23 protein-coding genes are annotated in these 25,849 nt (G+C 36.8%); 10 read left to right on the top strand and 13 right to left on the bottom strand.

Translation table 11 applies throughout. The annotated features are described in order from the left end of the window. The first annotated feature begins 2 nt into the window (after window positions 1-2). Window positions 3-356 (top strand): hypothetical protein, encoded by a 354-nt coding sequence (locus tag B154_RS0105155; RefSeq protein WP_018612275.1) that lies wholly within the window; start codon window positions 3-5, stop codon window positions 354-356. A gap of 253 nt (window positions 357-609) precedes the next feature. Here B154_RS0105155 and B154_RS0105150 read toward each other — a convergent pair whose 3' ends face one another. Then, window positions 610-987, bottom strand: coding sequence for an iron chaperone (locus tag B154_RS0105150; RefSeq protein ID WP_018612274.1), 378 nt, complete (start codon window positions 985-987; stop codon window positions 610-612). A 299-nt stretch (window positions 988-1,286) separates the two neighbouring features. Continuing rightward, window positions 1,287-3,746, bottom strand: coding sequence for an ATP-binding protein (locus B154_RS30550; RefSeq protein WP_018612273.1), 2,460 nt, complete (start codon window positions 3,744-3,746; stop codon window positions 1,287-1,289). Between the two features lie 339 nt (window positions 3,747-4,085). Between B154_RS30550 and B154_RS0105140 the strand changes: the two genes are divergently transcribed. From B154_RS0105140 to B154_RS0105110, 7 genes are all read left to right on the top strand, one after another. Further along, window positions 4,086-4,829 carry an outer membrane lipoprotein-sorting protein gene (locus B154_RS0105140; protein WP_018612272.1) on the top strand — a complete coding sequence of 248 codons (744 nt, stop codon included), beginning with the start codon at window positions 4,086-4,088 and terminating at the stop codon, window positions 4,827-4,829. A 5-nt stretch (window positions 4,830-4,834) separates the two neighbouring features. Then, entirely contained in the window at window positions 4,835-6,052 is a 1,218-nt protein-coding gene (locus tag B154_RS0105135) for an ABC transporter permease (RefSeq protein WP_018612271.1), read from the top strand. A 63-nt stretch (window positions 6,053-6,115) separates the two neighbouring features. Continuing rightward, complete coding sequence (locus B154_RS0105130; protein WP_018612270.1) at window positions 6,116-7,330, top strand: ABC transporter permease; 1,215 nt, start codon at window positions 6,116-6,118, stop codon at window positions 7,328-7,330. A 10-nt stretch (window positions 7,331-7,340) separates the two neighbouring features. Then, the gene (locus B154_RS0105125) at window positions 7,341-8,069 is read left to right on the top strand and encodes an ABC transporter ATP-binding protein (RefSeq protein WP_018612269.1); all 729 of its coding nucleotides are present in this window, start codon (window positions 7,341-7,343) and stop codon (window positions 8,067-8,069) included. Further along, window positions 8,066-9,211, top strand: a complete 1,146-nt coding sequence (locus B154_RS0105120) for a hypothetical protein (RefSeq protein WP_018612266.1) — start codon at window positions 8,066-8,068, stop codon at window positions 9,209-9,211. Before B154_RS0105125 ends, B154_RS0105120 begins: the two co-directional genes overlap by 4 nt. A 152-nt stretch (window positions 9,212-9,363) precedes the next feature. Further along, the gene (locus B154_RS0105115; RefSeq protein ID WP_018612264.1) at window positions 9,364-10,413 is read left to right on the top strand and encodes an AI-2E family transporter; all 1,050 of its coding nucleotides are present in this window, start codon (window positions 9,364-9,366) and stop codon (window positions 10,411-10,413) included. 108 nt (window positions 10,414-10,521) lie between these two features. After that, window positions 10,522-11,256 (top strand): NAD(P)H-dependent oxidoreductase, encoded by a 735-nt coding sequence (locus tag B154_RS0105110; protein ID WP_018612262.1) that lies wholly within the window; start codon window positions 10,522-10,524, stop codon window positions 11,254-11,256. Between the two features lie 31 nt (window positions 11,257-11,287). Here the strand turns inward: B154_RS0105110 and B154_RS0105105 are convergent, their stop codons facing one another. The 8 genes from B154_RS0105105 to B154_RS0105070 form a co-directional block, all read right to left on the bottom strand. Continuing rightward, window positions 11,288-13,147, bottom strand: coding sequence for a M1 family metallopeptidase (locus B154_RS0105105; protein ID WP_018612259.1), 1,860 nt, complete (start codon window positions 13,145-13,147; stop codon window positions 11,288-11,290). 33 nt (window positions 13,148-13,180) lie between these two features. Then, the gene (locus B154_RS0105100) at window positions 13,181-13,624 is read right to left on the bottom strand and encodes a PepSY-like domain-containing protein (protein ID WP_018612257.1); all 444 of its coding nucleotides are present in this window, start codon (window positions 13,622-13,624) and stop codon (window positions 13,181-13,183) included. Between the two features lie 22 nt (window positions 13,625-13,646). Beyond that, a complete protein-coding gene (gene rsmI / locus B154_RS0105095) occupies window positions 13,647-14,312 on the bottom strand; it encodes a 16S rRNA (cytidine(1402)-2'-O)-methyltransferase (protein ID WP_018612255.1) in 666 nt (221 codons plus the stop codon). Between the two features lie 114 nt (window positions 14,313-14,426). Further along, window positions 14,427-14,675, bottom strand: a complete 249-nt coding sequence (gene purS / locus B154_RS0105090) for a phosphoribosylformylglycinamidine synthase subunit PurS (protein ID WP_018612253.1) — start codon at window positions 14,673-14,675, stop codon at window positions 14,427-14,429. 169 nt (window positions 14,676-14,844) lie between these two features. Beyond that, window positions 14,845-15,642, bottom strand: a complete 798-nt coding sequence (locus B154_RS0105085; protein WP_018612251.1) for a CDP-alcohol phosphatidyltransferase family protein — start codon at window positions 15,640-15,642, stop codon at window positions 14,845-14,847. 73 nt (window positions 15,643-15,715) lie between these two features. Beyond that, window positions 15,716-17,005: an aminopeptidase P family protein gene (locus B154_RS0105080; protein WP_018612249.1), complete on the bottom strand. Its 1,290-nt coding sequence runs from the start codon at window positions 17,003-17,005 to the stop codon at window positions 15,716-15,718. 96 nt (window positions 17,006-17,101) lie between these two features. Continuing rightward, window positions 17,102-17,734 carry an outer membrane lipoprotein periplasmic chaperone LolA1 gene (gene lolA1 / locus B154_RS0105075; protein ID WP_018612248.1) on the bottom strand — a complete coding sequence of 211 codons (633 nt, stop codon included), beginning with the start codon at window positions 17,732-17,734 and terminating at the stop codon, window positions 17,102-17,104. Between the two features lie 325 nt (window positions 17,735-18,059). Beyond that, complete coding sequence (locus tag B154_RS0105070) at window positions 18,060-20,693, bottom strand: DNA translocase FtsK (RefSeq protein WP_018612246.1); 2,634 nt, start codon at window positions 20,691-20,693, stop codon at window positions 18,060-18,062. A 239-nt stretch (window positions 20,694-20,932) separates the two neighbouring features. Here B154_RS0105070 and B154_RS0105065 point away from each other — a divergent pair, with 239 nt between their 5' ends. Beyond that, window positions 20,933-21,445 carry a DUF4251 domain-containing protein gene (locus B154_RS0105065; protein WP_018612245.1) on the top strand — a complete coding sequence of 171 codons (513 nt, stop codon included), beginning with the start codon at window positions 20,933-20,935 and terminating at the stop codon, window positions 21,443-21,445. A gap of 89 nt (window positions 21,446-21,534) precedes the next feature. On the opposite strand, the gene B154_RS0105060 is transcribed toward B154_RS0105065, so the two are convergent. Genes B154_RS0105060 through B154_RS0105050 form a run of 3 tightly spaced genes read right to left on the bottom strand, consistent with a single transcriptional unit; the run spans window position 21,535 to window position 25,328 of the window. Continuing rightward, entirely contained in the window at window positions 21,535-24,045 is a 2,511-nt protein-coding gene (locus B154_RS0105060) for a DNA gyrase/topoisomerase IV subunit A (RefSeq protein ID WP_018612244.1), read from the bottom strand. Window positions 24,046-24,060: 15 nt separating this feature from the next. Further along, the gene (gene gloA2, locus B154_RS0105055) at window positions 24,061-24,447 is read right to left on the bottom strand and encodes an SMU1112c/YaeR family gloxylase I-like metalloprotein (RefSeq protein ID WP_018612242.1); all 387 of its coding nucleotides are present in this window, start codon (window positions 24,445-24,447) and stop codon (window positions 24,061-24,063) included. A 29-nt stretch (window positions 24,448-24,476) separates the two neighbouring features. Continuing rightward, complete coding sequence (locus tag B154_RS0105050) at window positions 24,477-25,328, bottom strand: DUF1835 domain-containing protein (protein ID WP_018612241.1); 852 nt, start codon at window positions 25,326-25,328, stop codon at window positions 24,477-24,479. A gap of 288 nt (window positions 25,329-25,616) precedes the next feature. Here B154_RS0105050 and B154_RS0105045 point away from each other — a divergent pair, with 288 nt between their 5' ends. After that, the gene (locus B154_RS0105045; RefSeq protein WP_018612239.1) at window positions 25,617-25,811 is read left to right on the top strand and encodes a hypothetical protein; all 195 of its coding nucleotides are present in this window, start codon (window positions 25,617-25,619) and stop codon (window positions 25,809-25,811) included. Window positions 25,812-25,849 lie beyond the last annotated feature (38 nt).

The following is a 25,849-nucleotide window of genomic DNA, read 5'->3' as shown; positions in this document are numbered from 1 at the left end:
ATATGCTAGAAGATAAAAAACTTAAGGAGTTGTTGAGAGAGTATGCAATGGAAGAGACCTCTGCAGATTTCACTAATATTGTAATGAGCCGGCTACAATGTGCTGATTTATGGCAAAAAACAGTGCCATTATTCAAACTAAGATTGCCACAAATGTTAGCTGCTTTATTTGCGGCGATTTGTGGCGCTCTACTTCTATTGAGCTTTTTTATTCAGTCCACACAACTGCCGGTACACTTTTCAGTAAAGCTACCCGAAAATTATTTTTCGCAAATAATTTCTTTTTTAATCGTTTTCTGGATCGTTATGCTTGTTAATCAACTGTTACAAAGGAAAAAGCTTTCATACTTTTTATAGTCTTGAAGGTGCAGCTTTTACAACTGCCTATAAATATAGCACCGTAGCCCCTTTATCACGGCCTTATTTTTCAATCGACAGAGGAACAAAAAGAAGCCTTAGTAGTTTAAATTAAGAAGCCCCTACAATAAGTAAAGGCTTCATTGGGGGATTTTAAAACGAAAAAATTTGGTAGCTTTTAATGTAAGATGATGTAGCATGACAATAGGTTGCAGGGTGCTAAGAATTATGTTGAGCGGGCGATCTTTTTCATCTATTTCTGTTTCTTTTTCTTGTCTTTTTCTAAGTTTTTAATTACTCTAAACTGTACAATTTCAGTTATTAATTCTAAAGGTATTGGTTTATCCAGTGGAAATTGAACCGAACCTTTTCCTGTTTTATAAACGGAAAGTTCTTTTTTAAACGCTTCAATTCCTATAGGCGCGGGGTAAAAGCCTATATGATTTTTAAATGCTGCAAAGTGAACAAGGTTACCTTTAAGTGTAAAAGTAGGAATTGCATAACTGATCGTTTCATCTGCTTCGGGTGCTGCCTTTTTTACAGTTGCACGAATTTGTTGCAAAATCTTTTGAACGTCTTTTGGAAAACCAGCAATATAATCATCAATATTATTAGGTGTAGTTGTTGTCATAATTATTGAATTTACTTGTCAAAGATTCACAGGTATTATTCTACATCGCTGATAATCGGCAAAGTTGTAGTACGGCTCTATTTGTAGCATTAAGTCCTAGACTAGATATTATTTAATACTGCTTCGATTTTTTAATGTCAAACTATTTCACTTACAGAAAAGCTGTAGTAAATCGTTCTGTTTTGTAGGGTCAGTACAATTTTAAAGTCATGTTTCAAAAGTTATACGTGTAACTTTTGAAACATGACTTTAATAAAAGTAAAATAAAAAATTAGTATGAAATATACAAGCAGGTTAAATTATTCAACAGGGAACAGGATTTTAAAGGTAGCTCCTTTGCCTGGTTGACTTTCCGCCCATATGTACCCGTGGTGATTTTCAACTACTTTACGAACAATAGACAGTCCTATGCCCGTACCTGCATATTCTGCTTTACCGTGCAGGCGTTGAAACATTTTGAAAATCTGATCGGCATGTTTTTGTTCGAAGCCAATGCCCTTATCGGTCAGTTCTACCTGGTGATATTGTTTGCTTTTAGCTTCTTCCGAAAGCTTTAATGAAGTTTCACTTCCATCTGCAATTGTGGAAGAAATACGAATTTCTGGTGGAGTACCGGGCATAGTGAATTTTAGAGAGTTGCTTATAAGATTTTGAAACAACTGTTGCAGTTGCCTGTTATGTCCTTTTATTGCTGGTAATGGCTCCACAATTATTTTCGCATGTTTTTCTTCAATTTCCAGTTCGAGATCCTCGAGTACCTGATATACTTTCTGCGTAAGGTCTACCTCTTCTGAATAACTGCTTCCTTTGGTCAAATAAGAATATTCTAACAAATCATCAATTAATGCGCTCATGCGTTTAGTGGCGTTTTCCATTCGTTCAAAAACCTGTATATCATCTTTTTCCAGCTTTTCCTTTAGACGCTCTTTTATTCGTGTAGAAAAGAAATGAATTTTTCGGATCGGTTCCTTAAGGTCATGGGAGGCAGTATATGCAAACTCTTCCAGGTTGGCATTTGTACGTTTAAGATCTTGTACATATATCTCCAATTGATTCTGCGCTTTTTTCAGCGGTGTGTAGTCACTAAAAGTTACAAGAACCTCGCCTCCTACCTTGGCACTTTTAAGATCAAGGTATATATCTAACTGGTCTACATTATAGTGAATATCTATTCTTTGAGTTTCCCCCGTGAGATAAGTTCTTTTGTACATATCAAATACTCCGTTAGTTAAATATCCGGGAAACCACGTACTTCCTAAAGTGCCCTTTAGTGCATCTGGCGTTTGTCCTACATACGCGGCAAGAGTTGGATTGATAATTACAAAACGAAAATCTATGATTTCTCCATTTTTATCTTCTACGGGAGCAAAAGTAAACATACCTGATTGAGTTGTATTAAATACTGCCGCCAGGCGTTCGGTGGATTCTTCTATTTCGAGCTGCACTTTCTTTAAAACCGTTACATCAGTGAAAATGTTAATCAGATGATTTTCATCCATTTTTGCTACAGAAAGTTCAAGCCATTTTGCTGCTTCATTAAAATAATATTGAGTAATAAAAGGCTCTCCCGTCTTAAGGGTAAGTATTGCTTGTTGAAAAAGCGGACTGGTTAATATATTAGGATCGTTTTCGGAAATCTTATTTTTTAAAGATTGCTCTATTCCTATTCCTGTATGTTTTTCTGATATGGAATTGGCCATTATAGTTTTGCCGTCTATAACCTTCCCACTTTCATCGCGAATAAATTCTGTAACGGTAATGCCGGCCGGAGAATATTTCATAATGTTATCCAACAACGCCTTTTGTTGCTCCAACTCGGCTGTTCTTTCGTCTACTCTTCTTTGTAACTCAGCCTCACTTTTCTCTATTCTCATTCTTGCAACTACCTGATCAGATACATCAATCGCTATAGATATTATGCCTGAAATGACTCCATTGCCTTCTCTAAATGGCTCATACACAAAATTGACGTATATTGTTTCTGCACTGCCATTTCGTGGTACCGTAATAGGCTGTTCACTACCGGTAATTGTTTCGCCAGTTGTATAAACACGCATCAATAATTCTTCTAATCCTTTGTCGGCAGCTTCAGGTAAACCATCAAATATTGGTTTTTTCATTAGTTCATCAGCCCCTCTGCCCCAAAGTTCAAACATTCGGGAATTAGCTATTTCTACAACAAACGAAGGACCGCGGAGAATACACATTGCTACAGGTGATTGCAGAATTACGTTGCGAAGGTTTCTTTCACTTTCTTCAACTTTCCTGGCTGCTAACACCTTCGCTGTCGTTTCAGTACAAGCACAAAATACACCACCCACTTTTCCTGCCTCATCATAAACTGGACTGTAAGAAAAGGTGAAGTAACTCTCCTCGACGTAACCATGCCTATTGATAAAGAGGATTTGATCTTCCGCCCACGTAGATGCTCCCTCTACCATAACCGCATCTGCTAAAGGGCCCACTACATCCCATATCTCTGACCAAACTTTTCTTCCCGATTCTCCTAATGCTTTTGGATGCTTCTCAGCTGCTATAATACGATAAGCATCGTTGTAGATTGTAGTGAGATCCGGTCCCCACCATATAAACATTGGAAATTGAGAATTTAAAAGTATGCTGATACAAGAACGCAAACTTTGTGGCCACTTGTCAGGAGTCCCAATAGCTGAATTACTCCAGTCTTTTGAACGAACAAGCTGGCCCATTTCACCTCCGCCTTGTAAAAAAGTAAGCACATTTGCTTCTTGATATACCATTTTAATTAATATGACAATAATTTAGTATCAAAAATATTGATAAAATAGAAATTTGCCACGCTCACCAATAGAACCAAAAATAGAGCCACCTCATACAACTACTATTGTTAATTAAAGTTCCAGGAGGTTTCCTGCAAAAAGAGGACGTAAAATAGGATTTCAAACCCATGGAAGCACTTTTTTTTAAGTAAATAAAAAATTGGATAGAAATAGATTTTCATCAATAATGATTTGCTGTCCCACCTATGTTAGAGATGTATGGCTATCACTTCTTTGACTGATTACAATCATATCTCATGCTTAAGCTTAAAAATATCTTTACTTCTCAAAATACCTCAAATGAAGTTTTTGATTTTGCTACTGCTGCATTTTCCATCATTTCTTTTAGATGCTCAGAATGCAAAAGAGATTGTACAAAGAGCTGACGAAAGAATGCGGGGAAATACCTCACAGGCTGAAATCATTATTAAAACAGTAAGACCATCATGGTCGCGTGAAATGACCGTGAAAACATGGATGAAGGGAACAAACCTGGCTATGATCCTCATCGAATCCCCCGCAAAAGACAGGGGTATAGGCTTTTTAAAGCGTAAAAAAGAAGTATGGAACTGGATGCCTTCACTAGAAAAAACAATCAAGCTGCCACCGTCAATGATGAGCCAATCTTGGATGGGCACTGACTTTTCAAACGATGACTTGGTAAAGGAATCTTCTGTGGTCAATGACTACGATCATAGCATAATTGGCGATACAAACATTGATAATCGTAACTGCTATATTATTAAAATGATTCCAAAAGCTGAAGCCGCTGTCGTTTGGGGAAAGCTCGTCGTGTGCATCGACAAAAAGGATTTTCTCGAGTTGCATACCCGGTTTTATGATGAGGACGGTGAACTTATTAATACAATGAATGCTTATGATGTTAAGACAATGGATGGAAGGTTAATTCCAACACGTTTTGAAATGATCCCCTCAGACAAAAAAAATCAAAAAACGGCTATGATTTATAAAAGCATCGGGTATAATAAACCATTGGACGAGGGATTTTTTACAACGGAACAAATGAAAACGCTCAGTCAATAAAAAGTATGTGGATAATCAGACTCGCATGGAAGAATTTATGGCGCAACAGAAGCAGGACGCTTATTACTGTTGGGGCGATATTCTTTGCTGTTATCTTGTCCATAGCTGCAGAAAGTTTAAAAACGGGAATTTTTGACAACCTTGTAAAAAATGTAGTGAGCTTTTATACAGGATATATACAAATACATAAAAACGGTTACCAGGACGAGCAAATCCTTGATAATAGTTTTTCGCAAGCTGACGATATAGAAAAGAAAATTCTTGCCAATAAAAATGTTACCGGCCTTACTCCACGATTAGAATCATTTGCCCTTGCTTCATCAGAAAACTTAAGCAAAGGTTGCATGGTTGTCGGTATTTTACCGGAAAATGAAAATAAAATAACTTCTCTTAAAAGAAAACTTGTAAAAGGTTCTTACATTGAAAAGACAGATCAATCTGTATTACTTGCACAGGGACTGGCGGAAAGATTACAACTAAATGTAAATGACACTATTGTATTAATCGGACAGGGGTATCATGGTTCAACGGCAGCTGGTAAATACCAGGTAAAAGGGATCCTTAAATTTGGATCGCCCCAGCTTAATGACAAAATATTATTTATGCCCTTGCAAACTTCCCAATCTTTTTTTAGTGCAGATGGAATGATTACCTCCTATATTTTATCCATTGCTGAGGACACACAACTTGAACCAATAGCTTCCGCCGTACGTAAAACACTAGGAACAAATTACGAAGTGATGACCTGGGAAGCATTATTACCTGAGATTAAACAACATATTGCAACTGATTCCAACAACATGAAGGTGGTACAGGGTATTTTGTATCTTCTTATTTGCTTTGGCATTTTCAGCACCCTGATAATGATGATGATAGAACGAAAATTTGAAATGGGTATGCTGGTAGCTATTGGCATGAAAAAAGCAAAACTGATCGTGCTATTTATAACAGAATCTGTCTTAACGGTACTTATTGGATGTATAGCTGGAATAATGGCAAGCATACCAGTGATTTATTTTCTCAATAAACACCCCATCCGCATTGGCGGTGACACAGCTAAAGCCTATGAGAGATTTGGCTTTGAAGCAGTCTTTCCTACTTCTACCGATGCTTCTATTTTTATAAGACAGGGAATTGTTGTATTTGTGATTGGTCTTGCTTTATCTCTGTACCCTATGATTAAAATTTTACAGTTGAACGCTGTAACAGCTTTGAGGAGATAAATCGATATAAAATTACCCTATGAGAGATTATTTGATGCTGTTGAATTATTAAAAGATTTAGTCATGATTTTCATAATGGCATGGCGAAATATATGGCGGAATAAAGTGAGAAGTATTGTTATCATGCTTTCAGTAGCTATTGGATTATTTGCGGGCATCGGAATGCTTGCATTATACAAAGGAATGCTAAGAAGCAGGGTAAGAACAGTCATAGATGCAGAAACCGGACATATTCAGATTCACAATCCTGAATTCAAAAAAGATTTTCATCCTGCTTACGTATTACCTAATTCAAATGAACTCCTGAAAAGTATCCGCTCATTTAGCGGCGTTAAGCTTGCTGCCCCGAGAAGTATTGTCCAGGGAATGCTTGTTACTACCACAGGAAGTTCAGGAGTCACCATTAATGGAGTTGTTCCCGAATTGGAATATAAACTTTCGAAACTAAAAGAAAAGCTTATTGAAGGAGAAGGATTTCATACTGACAAGAAAAACGAGGTTATTATAGGGAAAAAGCTGGCGGATAAAATGAAACTACATTTAAATTCAAAGCTTGTGCTAACATTTACTGATACAGCCGATAACATAGTATCAGGAGCATTTAGAGTTAGCTCTATTTATCAATCAAATAATGCTCCTTTAGACGAAGTAAACGTTTACGTCCCATTGGAAACACTAAACGAGTTGCTTTTGACAGGTAACTCGTTTCATGAAGTTGCTATCTTATTAAACAATGATGATGATTTACAAATGGTACAGAATCAGTTGAAAACAAAATATTCTTTCTTGCTCATTGAAACATGGAAAGACATTTCACCTGAGACAGAGTTGATGGTAAAAACGATAGATGATTACTCGTACATCATTTTAATCATCATTCTGTTTGCACTGGCTTTTGGCATTATAAACACTATGCTAATGTCTGTATTGGAACGTACAAAGGAAATTGGAATGATGGAGGCTTTAGGAACATCCCGAAAAAGAATTTTTTTACTGATTTTGCTGGAAACAATCTTTTTAACTGTTGCAGGAACACCTTTGGGATTACTAGTGGCTTATTTTCTGATCAATTATTATCAAACAGCAGGAATTGATCTGTCAGGAATGGGAAAAGAAATGATGGCGAGCTTTGGATATAGTACAACTATTTATCCGTCTTTCCCCTCGGAGAAATTAGGAGGAGTCTTATTGTTAATTGTAAGCACTGCCATTGTTTCCTGCATACTACCTGCAATGAAAGCATTAAGGTTACAACCTGTAGAAGCACTAAGAAGATAAAACAGTTACTATGAATACCACTGTAATTGATGCCCATAATATCAGCAAGGTATATAATCCTAAAACTATACCTGTACATGCAGTGAACGAAGTACATCTTCACATAAATAAAGGAGAATTTACAGCACTTGTAGGGCCGTCAGGTTCGGGTAAAACAACCCTGCTTAATCTTATCGGTGGACTAGACAGGCCAGACAAAGGAAACATTTTCATTAACGGTACAGACATAACCAAACTAACCGCAGGAGAACTGATTAGCTTTCGCCTCCACAATATTGGGTTTGTTTTTCAATCCTTTAACCTGATACCTGTATTAACGGCAAAAGAAAATGCTGAATTCATTATGCTACTGCAGGGAGTAAAAAGAAAAGAAAGAGAACGAAGAATGATGCAGCTTTTTAAAGATATTGGTTTGGAAGACAAAATGGATGTAAGACCAGAAAAACTATCGGGTGGGCAGCAACAAAGAGTTGCGATTGCAAGGGCATTAGCATCAAAACCGCAGTTTATACTAGCAGATGAACCAACAGCAAACCTTGATTCTGCTTCTGCCTCTAACCTGCTTGACAACATGGCTAAATTGAATAAGGAAGAGAATATGACTTTTATTTTTTCAACCCACGACCAAAGAGTAATTGAACGAGCAAGGCGTGTAATTACATTAGTTGATGGAAAAATCTCTTCTGATACTGCAGTAGTACCTACCACTGAAATACAAACAGGTCAAGTAACGTCATGAAAAAATCGTTATTTATATGGCTTGTTTTCTTTACCCTACATTCTATTGCACAAGACAGTGTAGAAGCTAAAAAAAAACTAATATTTTCTGGTTATGTTAAAGATCTTCAATCTTTTAGTTTCAATAAGGACTTTACTAAAGTAGAATTTACAAACCTGGTACATAATAGAATCAATCTGAAGTGGAAGCCCTCAAAAAAAATTAATGGAAGCGCGGAGATTCGAAACAGATTTTTTTTAGGAGATGGACTTGAGATGTTTCACAATTTTAAAGATCTGCTAAGAAACCAGAACGAGGCAATAAACCTCTCCGAAACCTGGGTTACCAGCAAAAATGCCATTTTGCATAGCAATATTGAAAGACTATCGTTGGAATACCGTCAAAACAAATGGAACATTCGCGCAGGACGACAGCGCATCAACTGGGGAATGGCAAATACCTGGAATCCCAACGATATTTTTAATACTTATAACTTTCTTGATTTTGATTATGAAGAAAGACCAGGTAGTGATGCGGTAAAATATGAGTATTTGATAAACGACCTTTCAAAGTTAGAAATAGCCGCTGCAGCAATAAAAAGCAATACAATTGCTGCTGCCAGGTATTTTACCAATTATAAGGGGTATGACTTTCAACTTGTTACCGGCTTCTATGCAAACTATATCACTGCAGGTTGCGGATGGGCTGGAAGTATATCGGGCATGGGTTTTAAAGGTGAAACTCAGTTTTATAAGGGCTTGAAAGATTCTCTGAATTATTTTAACCTTACCATTGAAACTGATTACATTTTTCAAAAGGGATGGTATTTGTCGGGAGCGGTTTTATATAATCAAAATGGCTTACACAATGTTGTCAATGACTGGTCAAAAATTAGCTTTCAAATATCTCCCCATAATCTTATGCCGTCAAGATGGAGTTTGCTTCTAAACTCTTCGAAAGAATTTACACCTTTATTTAGTGGCAGCATGAGCATAGTCTATTCACCCCAGGTACATATGCTTATACTTTTTCCCTCGTTTAAATATAACCTGTTGACTAATCTCGATGTTGATCTCGTATGTCAGTCATTTTTTGCTCAACTCGAAAAAAGTTTCCAGTCTGTTTCAAATACTGCCTTTGTAAGACTAAAATGGACATTCTGATAAGAATAAGAAGAATTTTTATTTTCAACAACTTCCATTACAATTTTCAAGGTTGATAACTATCATAGAAGGATTTGACGGATCTCATCTATTTTCTTAATAAATAACAGGTTCTTTGATAGATGTGGTAATAGAGCTGTAAATTTTAGTACATGAGCGCAAAAGCAGATAGTACCGAAGTCACAAAATACCTTGCATTAAGTTTAATGGTTATTTTGCTACTATACTTTTTCAGTACATTATTTGTTCCTATGTTTTATGGCTTGTTTATAGCAATATTGCTTTACCCTGCCTGCAAAAAATTAGAGCAACGTGGATGGCCAAAAACTGCTTCAATAGCGTTTGGATTATTTCTTGTTATTATTTTATTTTCGGCTTTATTATTTGTACTAGTCTTACAGGTAGATGCTTTTCTTATAGACCTTCCCCAGATTCAAATAAAACTTGAACCGTTTTTGCAAAAGTGGCAGCAATGGCTAACAAATAATTTCAATATAGCGGTCACCTCGCAGAACGAGTGGCTTGAAAATAGCATAAAACAATTTGCCAGTAATATTGGCCTGCTTTTTAGAACTACACTCAATACTGTTTTTATTTTGTTTTTAACGCCTGTTTTTTCAGCGTTATTTCTCTATAACAGGAGCAATTTTGTTTTATTTGTTACTAAACTTTTCGCCGATAACAATATAAGAATAAGAGCAATTCTTAATGAGACGGTCCATACCTATTTCAATTTCATTAAGGGTATGATACTGGTTTATATTATTGTGGGTATTCTTAATAGCATTGGCTTAATAGCCTTGGGTATCAGACACGCTATTCTTTTTGGCTTTCTTACAGCTATCATGACTATTATTCCTTATGTAGGCATTTTTATAAGTGCTTTGCTTCCAATATCTGTCGCGTGGATAACAAAAGACTCAATATGGTATCCTATTGGAGTAACTGCAGTATTTTCTTTTGTACAATACCTGGAGGCGAATGTTATTTTCCCAAGGGTGGTAGCTTCACAGCTAAACGTTAGTACCTGGGCTACGCTGGTTGCTATCCTTATCGGAAATATTTTGTGGGGAGTTGCTGGAATGATCCTCTTTATTCCTTTTGTTGGAATATTAAAAATTGTTTCTGATAATATACCGGAATTGCAACTGCTTAATATTTTACTTGCCCGGTCAGGTTTATCCACCGAAAAGAAGGACTAGAACAGCAAAGAGACGTTGAAATGCAAGCAGGATATGTATGCTGGTAATCCTACGTGCTTTCCTGAACACCTTTAAACATGTTATCAAATCATTTTAAAAAAGCGAGTGATGAAAGTTTTAACAGTGTATGCACATCCAAATCGAAAATCTTTTTGTCACGCAGTATTGGAGCAGTTCACCAAAGGACTGAAAGATGCTGGGCACGACAGCGAAGTAATTGACCTTTATGCAATCGGTTTTAATCCGATTCTAAGTCAGCGCGATTTTTCCAATTGGCTTCCTGATGACAATGCACCAGACGTAGTCGAAAAAGTGGTAAAGGAACAGGTTTTCGCTACCAATGCCGGATTGCTGAGGCGCATGGCTACCTGGTGGATGTTTCGCAAAAAGAGTCCAATTGAGATTGTAACGCAACTAAGAAAACAAGGTCCAAAAGATGTGCGGGAGCAGCAAGAGAAAGTAGCGAGAGCAGAGGCTTTGGTATTTATATCCCCCGTTTGGTTCGTAGGATTTCCGGCCATTCTTAAAGGTTGGATCGAACGTGTTTTTACGCTTGGCTTTGCTTTCTCATTAACTTCTGCAGGTTGGCACGGTGACATCACTGGGCGACTTCCTCTTCTAAAGCATGCAAAAGCTTTGATAATTAGTACAACAATTTTTAATAAAGAAGCATATGAGGCAGGGTTAAGTGAAGCGATGAAAAAACTTATTGATGAGTTTGCTCTTCACTACCCTGGAATTCAAGCGGTTGACCATGAATTCTTTTACGCTGTAAATATGGCCGATGAAAAAACTCGTCAAGGATATCTGGAAAGAGCCTACCAGTTAGGAAACAAATTTTAGCTTTAGAGTCCGTTCCTTCCAGGTTTTTTCCTTACCAGTGTATCTTCAATAGATTATTTCGCCTGTCTATATCCGCTAAACGCTGCGAAGGATCTATCTGCACCTCTGATAAATCCAAAATTTTTCTATCTGTACTAAAAGTATATGTGGGATGAGCCCATCTCCATTCTTCATGAACGGTTCTTGGAACAGAATCACTTTCAACAGGTTTCTGCCCATACATAAGATCTAATGGAATATAGTGAAGCTCTTTAGTGCTATCTTTAAAGGTTAACTCAACGTCTATTGGCATAGGCATCTCTCCTATTCTTTTTATGCGAATGTTGGTTTTTCCGTTTTCTTCCCATAAACTATCGATAGCATAATCAATGGTTTTTGTAGAATAAACCCAATACTCTTTATACCACTCCAATTCTATACCGCTTACCTTTTCCGCAACCCTTATAAAATCATTCGAATTAGGATGTTTAAAGCGCCATTCCCGGTAATATTCAAGTAAAATCTTGTCTCTTACAGAGTCTCCTACAATGTAGCCAAGTTGTGTCATAAACACCGCGCCTTTTGAATAGGCTGCTACACTGTAAGCATAGTTGGTGTTGTAATGATCAGAATGTGTACTCATAGGTTCTTCAAAACCGCTTTTTACAAGGCGGAAGTAACTCAAATAACTCCCCTCCTGCAAAAACGTTTTTTTCTGACGCAATTCACCCATAACTCTTTCTTCAGCATAAGTTGTAAAGCCTTCGTCCATCCAGGGGTAAAGACTTTCGTTCGTGCCCATCATTCCCTGGTACCAACTATGCATCCATTCGTGGATGCCAGTTCCTATGCCTGCATTTTTTATGAGCGTAGCCATAGGATACTCCATACCTCCATCTCCTCCCTGTATAAAAGTGAAGTTTTTATAAGGGTAAGGGCCAAACGTTTTAGCCATGATGGGGTAAGCAAGCTCTGCAGTATCTGCAAGTTTCTTAAAGGGTACTCGAAAGCTGTCAACGTTTTTATAAACAATATATAACAAAGGCCCGTTTTTGACTTTTCGCTTAATCATAGCATAATTAGAATCCGCAGCCCAGACAAAATCATGAACATTATTTGCGATAAAATTCCATGTCAGAGTAGCGCCAGATGGTTTTACGACTTTAGCCCCTGTTTCTTCATAGCCAAAACCAACCTGATTGGGATTCTGGAGTGTGGCCGAAGCGGCAACCATGTAACTTTTATCAATGTCAATTTTTACATTATAATCGCCCCATACACCATAAAATTCTCTTGCTATATAGGGATTGGCATTCCAGCCCTGGTAATCGTACTCGGCCATTTTCGGATACCATTGGGCCATACTATACTTCACACCCTCTGCATTATCTCTTCCGCTACGACGTATCTGCAACGGCACCTGCGCCTGAAAGCTGACCTCGAAAGTGGTTTTCGACTTAGGCAATATTGGTTTATCCAGTACAACTTCTAGAATAGTTTCATGCTCCTTCAGCTTTTGTGCTTTACCATTTACAGTTACATAAGCCACTTTTTGATAACCAATTTCATCTGGCTTTAAATTTAAAATTCTATCCTTTACACGCGGGTCCCAGTCATGCACTTCTTTTCCCTGCTTGTCAACTCCAAGAATTGTCTTTCCCAGTTCCCTACTTCTTACATCCATACTGCTATTTGGCTGAAATGCGTTCCAGTAAGTATGAAAGAAAACCCTGTATAAGGTATCAGGAGAATTATTGAAATAATCAATTTTTTCTATGCCGGCAAATCTGTTTGTTGCGACATCCATTTTTACATGTATGTTGTAACTTATACGTTGCTGCCAGCGATCAGGTTGAGCAAAACAGGAATTAAATAAGATAAATAGTAAAACCGGTAGTAATAATTTCTTCATAGGATTAGCCAGTAACCTCTTGTTTAGTTTTTATTAAAAAAAAGCATTGTCACTTATTAACTGCCCGGTTTTAGAAAAAACAAGAGATCTTTTTGCAACATCATTTTTCTTTACAATAATGCGGTATTGAGTGTCTTTATCTTTTTCGTCAACTTGTAATACATCAAGTACACTTAAGTCTGCAAATTTACTTTTTTTAAATCCGTCTTTCACATCTGCAGGAAGACTTTGATAAGTGTGTTTCGTTTCGGTTTTTATCCATTCTCCATTTGAAGAAAAGGAAGCCTTAATTTCTTTATCCCCTTGTTTAAAATCAGCCTGAAATGAAGTAAGTTTATCTTTCCACGAAACACCTGACGCGTTTTCAAACTTTACTTTAAAAGAGTCAGTAACAACTGCTGGTATTTTTCTAAACTGCGCACTTGCTGAATACATTACCAACAATAAAATGAATGAAAACACTGATTTCTTTGACATATTATTATTTATTTTTTTAAAATTAGGAAGTTCCCTGCACAACAATTACTATTTCACCCTTGACATTTTTTTCACGGAAATAATTGCAAACTTCATGCAAACTACCACGTTTATTTTCTTCAAACATCTTTGTTAACTCCCTGCTAACACAACATTGTCTTTCGGCTCCAAAATACTCAATAAACTCTTCAAGTGTCTTTACCAGTCTCATGGGACTTTCATAAAATACCATTGTTCTTTCTTCCCCCGCAAGTTTTTTTAGCAAGGTTTGCCTGCCTTTTTTTAATGGCAGAAATCCCTCGAAAGTAAAACGAGTAATTGGCAGACCGCTGTTGACCAACGCAGGAACAAAAGCCGTGGCGCCTGGAAGCGTTTCTACTTTGATGTCGTGCTTAGCACACTCTCTTACTAATAAAAAAGCAGGATCAGATATGCCGGGCGTGCCCGCATCAGTTATTAAAGCAAATGTTTTTCCCGACAATAACTGATCAGTAATGTGCTGTACAATTTTATGTTCGTTGTGCTGATGATAGGGAGATATTGGTTTTGATATGCCGTAATGCTGTAAAAGTTTTGAAGATGTTCGGGTGTCTTCAGCCAAAATAACATCAACACTTTTTAAAACTTCTAAAGATCGAAGTGTAATATCTTTTAAGTTTCCTAAAGGTGTTGGAACAATGTAAAGCATTAGGGTTAATGTGAGAATTTGTTTACTTGAAGATTTTGAAAATAAGTTTTCTCAATTTTTAAATCAAAAAACTTTTTAATCAATTAAGAAATAAACTTTTGATTTACCTGGTTCTTAATTAATCATCTCAATTTCATAAAACTCCATTACAGGGTTAGCAAGCAGCTTTTTACTTGCCTGGTCAGCTAACTGTTTTGCAGCTTCTTCACTTTCTGCTTCAATTTGCAGCGTTATGTGTTTACCGATTCTTACTTCTTCAACTCCTTTTAAACCAAGGTTTAGTAATCCACCCAAAACAGCTTTTCCCTGTGGGTCAAGTAAATCTTTAAGAGGCATCACTTTTATCTGAACGTTATAAGTCATGAGTTTTAATTTGAGGTGGCAAAGGTAAAAGATGAAGACAGAACCTGCAATTGATTTTATTATTTGTCAGGCATTTTATTCTTTGGTCAATTTGGAAAAGCAGTACTGCATTAGCATAGATCCTCTTTACAAAAAACTATTATTTTTTATAGAGAATGAGAAAAATGTGTCAGACAACCTGTTTTGCTATTTTTCCCTTATCACCTTTAGCATAAGCTGGCATTGCAAGCGATAGTATAACATAAGTAACAAATACCACCGGCACTGCTAACCATTGTAAAAGTATTCCAGCAACTACGGCAACAATAACCAAAATAAATTTAGGAAGATCATTTTTTATATTAAGCTCTTTAAACTTAAGAGCCATCATAGGCACTTTTGAAACCATTAGATAAGCAACCACTGCAATTAAAGCATACCAAAACCAGGAGTTTAATAAAATGCTAACGGCTACCGGCAAAGAGGAGTACCAGTAAATTAATGGAAAAGAAGCAATAAGCAAGCCTGCCGCTGGTATGGGCACACCTTTAAACCCATATGATTGTTCTTTGTCTAAATTAAACCTTGCCAACCTGTATGCTCCCGCACAGGGAATAATAAAAGCAGGAAGCAGCCAAAGAGCAGAAATATCCAAACCATTCTCCTGTTGAGCGTAAGACAAACGCAAAAACTGGAAAACGATCATTGCGGGGGCAACACCGAAACTTACGAGATCTGCAAGACTATCAAGTTCTTTTCCCATCTCAGAATGCACATTTAATAGCCTGGCTAAAAGGCCGTCCAAAAAGTCAATGACAGCAGCAATACCAATACATACGGAAGCCCAATAAATTTTCTCAGGCAGCATCAGCATTAACTCACCCTCCTGGTTGCTTAGAGAGACAAGGTCATTTTGAAGAATATAAACGATAGCTATACAACCAAAAAAAAGGTTAAGAAGCGTAAATATATTTGGTAACTGTTTCATATTTTAACCATAGACTACTAACTATACCACCACTTTCTGTTGATTATTTATTATTTAAGATGTAAGAGATGTTCTACTTTTTCATAAGTTCTTCAATCTCTTCAACGGTAATGGGAATATTTTTCATTAAATCTATATTGCCATTTTCTGTTATCCAAACATTATTTTCTATCCTCACTCCCATTTGTTCTTCTTCTATATAAATTCCCGGTTCTACGGTAAAAACCATTCCGGCTTTTATGGGTTCTACACGTGTTCCCAAATCATGTACATCTACCCCTAGATGGTGTGAAATTCCATGATATAAATACTTTCTATAAGCCTTGTTTTGCTTGTCCTCGTTTTTTATTTCAGATTCATTCAATAGACCAATTTCTATAAATTGCTTTGTGGCTTCATCACCAACTTTTTCCGTATAATCTACAATTGAAATACCTGGTTTCAGTAAGCCTTTGCAGAAATTGTGTAAATGTAAACACGCATTGTATACTTCCTTTTGTCTTTGTGTAAATTTTCCGTTAACAGGTACGGTACGAGTTAAATCTGCATTGTACCCCCCAAACTTAGCACCAAAATCCATTAATACCAATTCTCCATCTTTACACTCCTGGTTGTTAAAAATGTAATGCAAAGTTCTCGCTCTGTCTCCGCTTGCTATAATGCTGCCATAAGCTTGTCCCGGACTGCCATTACGTAAAAATTCATGCATTATTTCTGCCTCAATTTCGTACTCCATTACTCCAGCACGAATGAATGATAACAATCTTCTGAAAGTTCTTTCCGTAATATTTATAGCTTTTTGTAATACCTCGATTTCTTCAGGAGTTTTAATTGCACGTAAATTCTTTAAAATTTTTGCAGCCCGTTTATACGTATGCAGAGGGTACCTTTGTATAAATTCTTTTGCATATCGATAATCCCGCGTTTCGATCAAAGAACTTTTCCTGTCGTTTTCATTAGAATTTAAATATACATTATCTGCAAGATGTACGCATGGTTGTAATAAAGCGTCAATACTGTCTAGCCATACTATAGTTTCTATACCTGAAAGCGCGGTTGCTTCGTTTTCTCTTAATCTTTTTCCATCCCATTTTTCTTTCATTTCGTTAGGACGAAGCAGTACCAGCACTTCCCTGTACTTTTCATCCGGATTATCGGGAAACAAAATAAGCATTGTCTCTTCCTGTTCTATACCTGTAAGCCAAAACAAATCGCTGTTTTGAACAAACGGGTATAAGGCGTCACCATTCGAAGGCATTTCATCATTACTGTTGAAAATGGCAATGCTCGAAGGCTCCATTTCTTTTACAAACCTTTCGCGGTTTTTTATAAAAATGTCCTTTTTTACGGGAAGTTGTTTCATACACTTTTTTTGACAAACTGCAAGATACAAGATTGGGACATTAAAAAACCGTCGTGCTGTTGCAGACGGTTTTTTAAAGCTTTTATAAAATTATTTTTATTCTATTACTTCTATATTTTTATTGTATTTCTTCTGATCAAAAACAAAAGTATCATCAGCAATGTCGGCCCTTGTATTGATGTTTTTTAAATTGAAATCAATTGTGTTGCTGCTTTTATCAATCACCTTTGCCTTTGTAATCATCCCTTTGGATTTATCGACAAATACATTGATCTTCTGAAAGTTTTTACGCTTATCAACCGGAACCAGTTGAATTTGATTATAGTTTCCGGCAGAAGATACAAGCTTGTAAGAAAAGTCCTTATCATAAAAATCTGTTAGCAATTTCTGTGGAGTAAAAGCCTGGTCGTCGGCATCTGCTGCCGTTACAGTTACTTCATCATTTCCATTGTAGTTCCATGTTTTGTTACCGTCACTAAAAATTTCCGTAGTGCCTTCTTTTATGTAATATTTATTTCCTTTAATAAATATCTTTCCATTTACATTATTATTAATCTGCCCTGTACGAGATTTTGAGATTAAAGTAAATCCGGCATTAATTCCTTTGTAAGTTTTTAACTTCGCGGTTACTTCATCTAAAATTTTTTTCGCCCCGGCGTCAGTCTGAGACTTAGCCGAACCGGCAACGAGGCTTAGGGCTATTATAAATAAATAGTATACTTTTTTCATTTTAAGTTAATTAGTAAATTAAGAATTAGTCTTTAAGACATTTTGCTTATTTCGTTGTTTAATGGTCTTTTGTTAAAAGAATAGGTATTGGTATTTCAAATATTATTCTTACAAAAAAACATACAGTTATTGCTAAGCAAAATTCAATCCGAATGTTTCATAGACTCTTGTTAAATCGTATAACTACATCCGGTTTTGGTTCTTTTTTAGTTTAAAACGAATATTAATTGCTGCTAAAGCAAAGTTGAAAAAAGATATATTATTAGACGAAATGCGCTCACTCATGCATCAAAAAAGAAAGTAAATGTTTTATAAGCTAAAAAGGTTAATAAGCAGATAAAATTTCTTCAAGCTCCATTTCTGTTCGTACCTGCACGTCTCTTGCCTTGCTTCCCTGGTTAGGACCAACAATACCTGCAGCTTCCAACTGGTCCATAAGACGTCCTGCGCGGTTATATCCAAGTTTCATTCTACGTTGAATTAATGATGTGCTTCCTATTTGGCTGCCTACAACAAGACGTGCAGCATCTTCAAACAAAGGGTCGCGACTGCTGCTGTCAAAGTCTTTACTTTCGAGCTCTTTTTCGTCAACATATTCCGGCAATAGAAATGCCTGTGGATAGCCACGCTGATCTCCTATAAAATCTGTAATGCTATCTACTTCGGGGGTATCTACAAAGGCACATTGCAGACGGGTTATTTCACCATTGTAGCTTATAAGCATATCGCCCTTACCAATTAATTGCTCTGCACCACCAGCATCTAAAATAGTACGACTATCAATTTTGCTGGAAACTTTAAACGCAATCCTCGCAGGGAAGTTAGCTTTGATGGTACCAGTGATAATATTTACCGAAGGACGTTGCGTAGCAATAATAAGATGTATACCCACGGCGCGGGCAAGCTGGGCCAAACGAGCTATCGGCATTTCAACCTCTTTGCCGGCAGTCATAATTAAATCCGCGAATTCATCTACCACCAATACAATAAACGGAAGAAATTGATGACCCTTTTCAGGATTTAACCTGCGTGCAATAAACTTTTCGTTGTACTCTTTTATATTGCGGCAACCGGCTTCTTTCAACAAATCATACCGGTTGTCCATCTCGATACAGAGCGCATTTAACGTATGAACTACCTTTTTTGTATCAGTAATAATACTTTCTTCCTCTCCCGGAAGACGGGCTAAAAAGTGTTTTTCAATAGAGCGATAAATGCTTAATTCCACCTTTTTAGGATCTACCAGAACCAGTTTTAACTGTGATGGATGTTTTTTATATAAAAGGCTTACCAATATTGCATTTAATCCTACAGATTTACCCTGGCCTGTAGCCCCTGCCATAAGAAGGTGAGGCATCGTAGCAAGATCAACAATAAAATTTTCATTATCTATTTTTTTACCAATTGCGATCGGTAAAGAATAGGTATTGTTTTGAAACTTCTCAGAAGCTAGCAAAGTTTTCATGCTGACAACTGTTTTGCGAACGTTGGGAACCTCTATACCTATAGTACCTTTGCCAGGTATCGGGGCGATAATGCGTATACCTAAGGCAGCAAGGCTTAAGGCAATATCATCTTCAAGGTTTTTGATACGGCTGATACGAACTCCCGGAGCAGGAACGATCTCGTACAAAGTAACTGTAGGACCAACTGTAGCGGCTATGCGCTGAATAGAAATATCATAATTTTTAAGAGTAGCTATAATCTGGTTTTTATTGCTCTCCAACTCCGTCGGGTCGTGTACAATTTTTTCGCTGCCGTGCGTTTCCAATAAATCTAAAGAAGGACTCTTATAGTCTCTTAAATCAAGAGTAGGTTCATAAGGGTCTAGCTTAACTTTTGAAATTGCGGGTATAGATTCGACTTCATCTTCTTCATCCGGGTCTGGTATATCTTTTATTTCCAAATCCAAATCGTCAATGGTTTCTTCGTCTATGTCGTTAATTACAGGAAGCGGAATTTCTTGATCACCCGGGCTTGCATCAGCTTCGAAAGGACTTTCCTGTTTTACTTCTTTAATTTCTAATCTAAAAGGATCAGCAGGTTCATTATTTTGTTCTACAGTATCAGCAGTATCTTCATCTGCCGGTTTTTCTCCTTCCTTTTCTACAAGTCTTAGATCGTGCAATGGATATTCATCAGCGTTATCTTCAGGCATTAGAACAACAATTCCTTTACCTTCTTTTTTAAGTTTATTACTTGATACAGCAACGTCTTTGTCGATGTATAACTTTGCCTCATCATCACTTTCAGACGTTTTTTTCAATGGTTCCTCAGCATCAGTTATAACTTGATTTACATTTTCTTTCTTTTCTGCTAAAGATTGAGGCGAAGGAAAACTGTTTTGTTTTGGTAAAGTGAATGTTGGATTGAACTTCCATATAAAATAACTAAAAGCTGTTACAAGCAGTAACGCGGCAGTACCTACCACCCCAATCCATTTAACGAGTGAATCGGTGATTAAATCTCCAAAAGCACCGCCGTAACTAAATTGAGCGCCGCGAAAAATAAAGGACAATGCAACGCTGAGTACGAGTAAGCCTGTGAGGACGTACTTAACATTCCTCCTTAAAGAAAAGACCTTACGTCCAAACAAGAGGTTAAGACCGAGCACGAAAAAAAAGCTACAAAAAAGAAATGAAGCAAGGCCAAAACCTTTGAAAATAAATCGATTTGCAATGTAAGCACCTAAAAAACCAAGCAAATTATTTACGCCCTCTGCACTATCCGAAAAAAAGTGGAACTGGTGTACTTTGTCCTGGTCATCTTGCCAGGTAAATATATATGACGCAAATGCGACAAATAAAAACAATGATATAAGAAGACTTACCGTACCAGCGATCTTGTACGTGCGTTCATCTTTCACAATTTCCTTCACAGTCACTTCCTCCTGCTTATCCGGCGATAATTTATTTGGATTTGGAGCAGGTTTTCCTTTCTTTTTTATAGTATTAGCCATGTGTCAACTATGCATGCAAATATAACAAAATTGGGAGTCGCACATTATAACTACTACTTGAGCTAACCTTATTGTAACAGTTTAAACGGCTATTGTTAACAAATATTTTTAAACGCAGTATTTTATCAACAACAAATATTCATTTCTCATCTCTTACTTTAACTTATTTGTTTATTAAAACCCGTTATATGATCGCAGTATGGTATATGCTTTGAAACATTGTCTGCAAACAAATAAAAATGAAATTTAAATTATATCATAAAGCTTTCATAACAGCTTTACTTATTTTGAGTTGCTGTACGATAAGTTTCGCGCAGCAAAACAAGGAAGATAAAAAACAAGAGAAATATACAGAAGTTCGAAATTTAGTTAATTCCAAAAAATATGTTTTTGTGGTGCAAACCGTTTTACCACTGCGTGGAAGGGCCATAAATCCAACTTCTTCATTTGACTTAACGGTTTCTGGTGATACCCTTGTTTCAGATTTGCCTTATTTTGGTCGCGCTTATGTAGCTCCTATAGACCCGTCCGAAGGAGGATTTCATTTCACCTCTACCAATTTTGATTACACTGTAAAAGAAAGAAAAAAAGATGGCTGGGATATTGAAATTTCGCCTAAAGATGCAAAAGATGTAAGACAGATGCTTCTTACGGTTACAGAAAGCGGCTATGGAAGTTTGCAGGTAATAAGTAACAACAGGCAGCAAATTAGCTACAATGGTTATATTAAGGAAATAAAAGGAAAAAGGTAATAAGTTATTATTTCTGTTTCAAAGGATTATAGAAAAGGCAAGGAAAGTTTTAATTCCTTGCCTTTTTTGCTTACATATTGTACTTCAAACTAGAATAGTTTTGCCTGCTTATCATCTTCAGCGGCTTTTGTCTCCCATTCCATTTCTACATCTTTATCATAGCCCACCAATTTATTCCCAATAGCTTTCCAACCCATTACTTCTACAAAACCACCGATCTGTATTTTTTGAGTTGCCACTTGCTTCCCTTTTTCAGTATGTAATATTAATACCGGATCTTCATCAGTAGTTACGGCTTCCAAACGGTTTCCTTTACCTTCTTTTATAAATAAAAATTTGGTTTTGACCGAACTCGTTTCTATTCTAAACCTTTTGATATTATATTGTTCTTTTTCGGCATCAAGATAAATGGCAGTAATCACTTTTTCAGGATCAAATTTTTCAATGAGCAACATTTTTTCAGGTTCAAATCTCTGGGTTAATTCCGTGTCTGTAATCTCATAGTTGCCGTCATCATAAATAACCAAAAGTTTTTCCTCTTCAAAAGTTCCCAGGTATTCTCCTTTTTCTTCATTATTTAGCCGTCCAAATTTACTGTCAAACCAAAGCTTTCTTCCCGTTAATGTGCTTCTTCCTGCTTCTTTAAACTTAACTGTTTTAATCGGGTGCTTGGTCACTTGGTTACCCATACTGCCCCGTCCCTTTATGTCCAATTCCTCAAAACTAAAATCGAGTTCCTTTTTCTTGGCAGTACTGTTAGGACTTAAAATAATTTTCACTATCTCAGCTTCTCCATTAAGGTTTGCTGAAAAATAGTGTATCCGGCTTTTTTCCGAACCTTTCGTCAAGTCATATTCTTTGTCGCGAGTAATACCTGTTACATTAAAACGTTTTGCGTAGCTAACGCCACTTGCTCCATCTACATATATTACATTATAAGTCGTCCGCTCATCATTTTTTACAAATACGGCTGCATGAATAATGTCCTTGCCTACAAAAACTTTATCTGCCACTCGTACCACTTTCATTTTGCCAGCCTTGGTAAAAACGATTATATCATCCAGTTCGCTACATTCCGCTATAAGTTCGTCTTTCTTCAGACTTAAACCTACGAAACCTTCAGAACGATTCATGTAAACTTTAGTATTGGCAATTGCGACTGACCTTGCAGTAATTACATCAAATTGTTTTATTTCGGTTTTGCGCTCTCTGCCGCTTCCATATTTTTTAAGCAGTCCTTCGTAGTAAGATACCGCGTAGTCGGTGAGATGGTCAAGGTTATATTGAACCTGTTCCATTTCATCCTCAATACCCTTTATCTGTTCATTTAGTTGATCTATATCTAACCGGTAAATACGGCGAACAGGTTTTTCCGTTAGCTTTAATACGTCTTCACGTGTCACGTTTCTCTTCATATGCCTTGTAAAAGGCACAAACGCTTTTTCGATAGCTGTCAACACCTTTTCCCATGTGTCGTGCTTTTTCTCCAGTTCCTTGTATATCTTTTCTTCAAAGAATATTTTTTCGAGTGAAGTGTAATGCCATTTTTCCTGCAACTCGCCAAGCTTAATCTCGAGTTCTTTCTGCAAAAGATTTTTAGTGTTATCTGCAGAAATACTTAGCAGATCATTAACCGTCACAAAGTGCGGCTTCTGATCGATAATAACGCAGGCATTGGGAGATATGCTTACCTCGCAATCGGTAAAGGCGTATAACGCATCAATAGTAATATCGGGAGAAATACCGGGCGCAAGATCTATTATAATTTCTACAGCTGCAGCAGTAGCGTCGGTAACTTTTTTAATTTTTATTTTTCCCTGGTCATTCGCTTTTACTATACTGTCGCATAATGTAGATACAGTAACCCCATAGGGTACGTCCTTAATTATCAATGTTTTTTTATCCTGTTCTTCTATTTTTGCTCTTACCCTTACTTTACCGCCTCTTTTTCCATCGTTATAATTTGCGACATCAATCATTCCTCCCGTTTGAAAATCCGGATAAATGGTAAAACTTTTACCGCGGAGATATTTTATAGAAGCATCTATTAATTCGCAGAAATTGTGAGGTAAAATTTTCGTGGAAAGACCTACTGCAATTCCATCAGCTCCCTGTGCAAGCAACATCGGAAACTTCATTGGCAATGTGACAGGTTCATTTTTTCTGCCATCATAACTGAGTTGCCATTCCGTCGTTTTATTATTAAAAGCAACATCAAGAGCAAATTTGCTTAGCCTTGCTTCGATATAACGAGGCGCTGCCGCCGCATCGCCGGTTCTCACATCGCCCCAGTTTCCCTGCGTCTCTATCAGTAGTTCCTTTTGCCCCATGTTTACCAAGGCATCGCCAATAGATGCATCGCCATGCGGATGGTACTGCATACTTTGACCGATGATATTGGCTACCTTATTAAACCTGCCATCATCCATTTCCTTCATGGCATGCAGGATTCGTCGCTGCACCGGCTTTAACCCATCTTCAATGGCAGGAACTGCTCTTTCAAGAATTACATACGAGGCATAATCGAGGAACCAGTTTTTATACTGTCCTGTTACCCCGCTTGTGTTGTTTGTAAGTTCGTTTGCTGTTTCTGTATTCATTCTATTTATTCAATCTTACCCTTCATACAACTCCAACGGCTGGCCATTTGGATCATAAAAAAAAGTAAACTTTTTAAGGGTTATTTCGTCAATTCTTACATTTTGAACATCAACATTTTTGCTTCGCAAAAATTCAATCCATTCCTCTACATTATCTACCGAAAAAGCCAAATGTCGTAAACCTTTTGATTCCGGAAAGCTATTTCTTTCTTTGTATTCGGGAAATGAAAAAAGTTCGATACAATACGCGCCATTTATAGCCAAATCGAGTTTATAGCTGTCTCTTTCCTTTCTGTATGTTTCGTTTATAATACTAAAACCAAGTATCTCAGTATAAAACTTTTTGCTTTCTTCATATCGATCGGTGAGAATGGCAATATGATGTATTCTGGTAATTTTCATTTATTCTTATAAATATTCAAAAATAACATTTACGCTGTTTGCGCTTCCGCCACTTCGGCTTCAACATTTGCAACTCCGGCCAGGCGTACCTCAAATTCCTTCATATTTTGCATATTGCCCTGCATTTCCACTTTTCCACCCTCTATCATAAGTCTTATTCTCCATAGCAGAAATGCATCGCCGGTTGTATCTTTTACCTTTCCAAAGTACTGCTGAAAAAGTTTCGAAACCTTTTGCCAGTCTTTTCCTATAAAATTCAGTAATTCATTGTCATAATAATTGTATCCTTTTTGTATCAGCTTTTTTCCACCTTCCAGTAGTCGTACTCCTTTCCCTTCCCTGCATATTTTCGCCCATTCATCAGGGTCAATCTCGAACTCGCTTAGCGTAATCGGCCTTGCAAGTTTTTTAGCCTTTACAAACTCTTTTGGTTGAATTTGAAACAAGCTTGTAGGGTAAAAAATATTTCCCTTTTCATTTATGAAAGGAAGATTATTGAGGTACAAAATAAAAATTCGTCCCTGAAAATCTTTCAACTGGCTCATCAACCAGTAATAGCCAGACACATCATGTTTGTTTTGTGCAGCCCAAATCCATATCAGCTCTTCAGGATCTTCAGAAAGCTTTGCTTTAAGTTGTGCTACTTTTTTATTGTCATCTACGTGACCGTCATCAACAATTCCATCATAATGCCCGTCTTTCAAAACGTCTCTCCACCATTGACGGCGGTTTTCAATTCCTTCTTCCGAGTAAATATTTAGTAACGGACCGACAGCGTAATCATCTTGTATAGATATCATTTCTCCCTGCAAAGATGAATCTAATTCAAAACTTTTTCTTAATGCTTCAATATTCGCGTCTTCAAAAACTATGTGTAACATTTGTTTATAAAACTTTTAAAACTGTATAAGCCAATCACTAATCGACCTGGCTTTAGGCTGATGAATAATGTTATTGTGTACAAGTGTGCGACGCAACAAAAGTTGAATAGTCGCAAAAATGATGAAATCAAAATGATTCTTTTCTTTCAATAATTTTTAACTTTAGACCTAAAAAGCAAAAATAACTCCGAACGGTGCGTTTGCAATATCTAATTGGAGTTGTTTTTTAAAAGGTGCTAGTGTATAAATTGGTACAATTTTTTAATATTTATTTAAAATTTATTGTTTATGGGACACGCTAATAATAACCCGGCAAATAATGCGAGAACAAATCCGCATAATTCTGAGACTGGAAAAAGGCCCGATGAACGGGACAACCTTGACAGTAGAAAAAATGAAGAACAGGACTCTAAGGGTGATGATTTAACAAATAATAAAAAGGAAACCAAAAAAGACAAACTTAAAAAAGACCATCACAATTAGTAAAATGGTCTCTGTTGAAGCAGAAACAGGGACTTTTT

This window comes from Segetibacter koreensis DSM 18137, from assembly GCF_000374045.1.
Classification (GTDB): domain Bacteria; phylum Bacteroidota; class Bacteroidia; order Chitinophagales; family Chitinophagaceae; genus Segetibacter; species Segetibacter koreensis.
Note: the sequence above shows the minus strand (reverse complement) of the source record. Positions and strands in the feature narration are given on the sequence as shown.

Coding starts and splice junctions, on each gene's coding strand:
- B154_RS0105150 (WP_018612274.1), bottom strand. CDS start 987: ATGACAACAACTACACCTAATAATATTGATGATTATATTGCTGGTTTT.
- B154_RS0105060 (WP_018612244.1), bottom strand. CDS start 24,045: ATGAATACAGAAACAGCAAACGAACTTACAAACAACACAAGCGGGGTA.
- B154_RS0105050 (WP_018612241.1), bottom strand. CDS start 25,328: ATGTTACACATAGTTTTTGAAGACGCGAATATTGAAGCATTAAGAAAA.
- lolA1 (WP_018612248.1), bottom strand. CDS start 17,734: ATGAAAAAAGTATACTATTTATTTATAATAGCCCTAAGCCTCGTTGCC.
- purS (WP_018612253.1), bottom strand. CDS start 14,675: ATGACTTATAACGTTCAGATAAAAGTGATGCCTCTTAAAGATTTACTT.
- B154_RS0105110 (WP_018612262.1), top strand. CDS start 10,522: ATGAAAGTTTTAACAGTGTATGCACATCCAAATCGAAAATCTTTTTGT.
- B154_RS0105130 (WP_018612270.1), top strand. CDS start 6,116: ATGATTTTCATAATGGCATGGCGAAATATATGGCGGAATAAAGTGAGA.
- B154_RS0105085 (WP_018612251.1), bottom strand. CDS start 15,642: ATGAAACAGTTACCAAATATATTTACGCTTCTTAACCTTTTTTTTGGT.
- B154_RS0105065 (WP_018612245.1), top strand. CDS start 20,933: ATGAAATTTAAATTATATCATAAAGCTTTCATAACAGCTTTACTTATT.
- B154_RS0105080 (WP_018612249.1), bottom strand. CDS start 17,005: ATGAAACAACTTCCCGTAAAAAAGGACATTTTTATAAAAAACCGCGAA.
- B154_RS0105045 (WP_018612239.1), top strand. CDS start 25,617: ATGGGACACGCTAATAATAACCCGGCAAATAATGCGAGAACAAATCCG.
- B154_RS0105115 (WP_018612264.1), top strand. CDS start 9,364: ATGAGCGCAAAAGCAGATAGTACCGAAGTCACAAAATACCTTGCATTA.
- B154_RS30550 (WP_018612273.1), bottom strand. CDS start 3,746: ATGGTATATCAAGAAGCAAATGTGCTTACTTTTTTACAAGGCGGAGGT.
- gloA2 (WP_018612242.1), bottom strand. CDS start 24,447: ATGAAAATTACCAGAATACATCATATTGCCATTCTCACCGATCGATAT.
- rsmI (WP_018612255.1), bottom strand. CDS start 14,312: ATGCTTTACATTGTTCCAACACCTTTAGGAAACTTAAAAGATATTACA.
- B154_RS0105155 (WP_018612275.1), top strand. CDS start 3: ATGCTAGAAGATAAAAAACTTAAGGAGTTGTTGAGAGAGTATGCAATG.
- B154_RS0105100 (WP_018612257.1), bottom strand. CDS start 13,624: ATGTCAAAGAAATCAGTGTTTTCATTCATTTTATTGTTGGTAATGTAT.
- B154_RS0105105 (WP_018612259.1), bottom strand. CDS start 13,147: ATGAAGAAATTATTACTACCGGTTTTACTATTTATCTTATTTAATTCC.
- B154_RS0105120 (WP_018612266.1), top strand. CDS start 8,066: ATGAAAAAATCGTTATTTATATGGCTTGTTTTCTTTACCCTACATTCT.
- B154_RS0105125 (WP_018612269.1), top strand. CDS start 7,341: ATGAATACCACTGTAATTGATGCCCATAATATCAGCAAGGTATATAAT.
- B154_RS0105135 (WP_018612271.1), top strand. CDS start 4,835: ATGTGGATAATCAGACTCGCATGGAAGAATTTATGGCGCAACAGAAGC.
- B154_RS0105140 (WP_018612272.1), top strand. CDS start 4,086: ATGAAGTTTTTGATTTTGCTACTGCTGCATTTTCCATCATTTCTTTTA.
- B154_RS0105070 (WP_018612246.1), bottom strand. CDS start 20,693: ATGGCTAATACTATAAAAAAGAAAGGAAAACCTGCTCCAAATCCAAAT.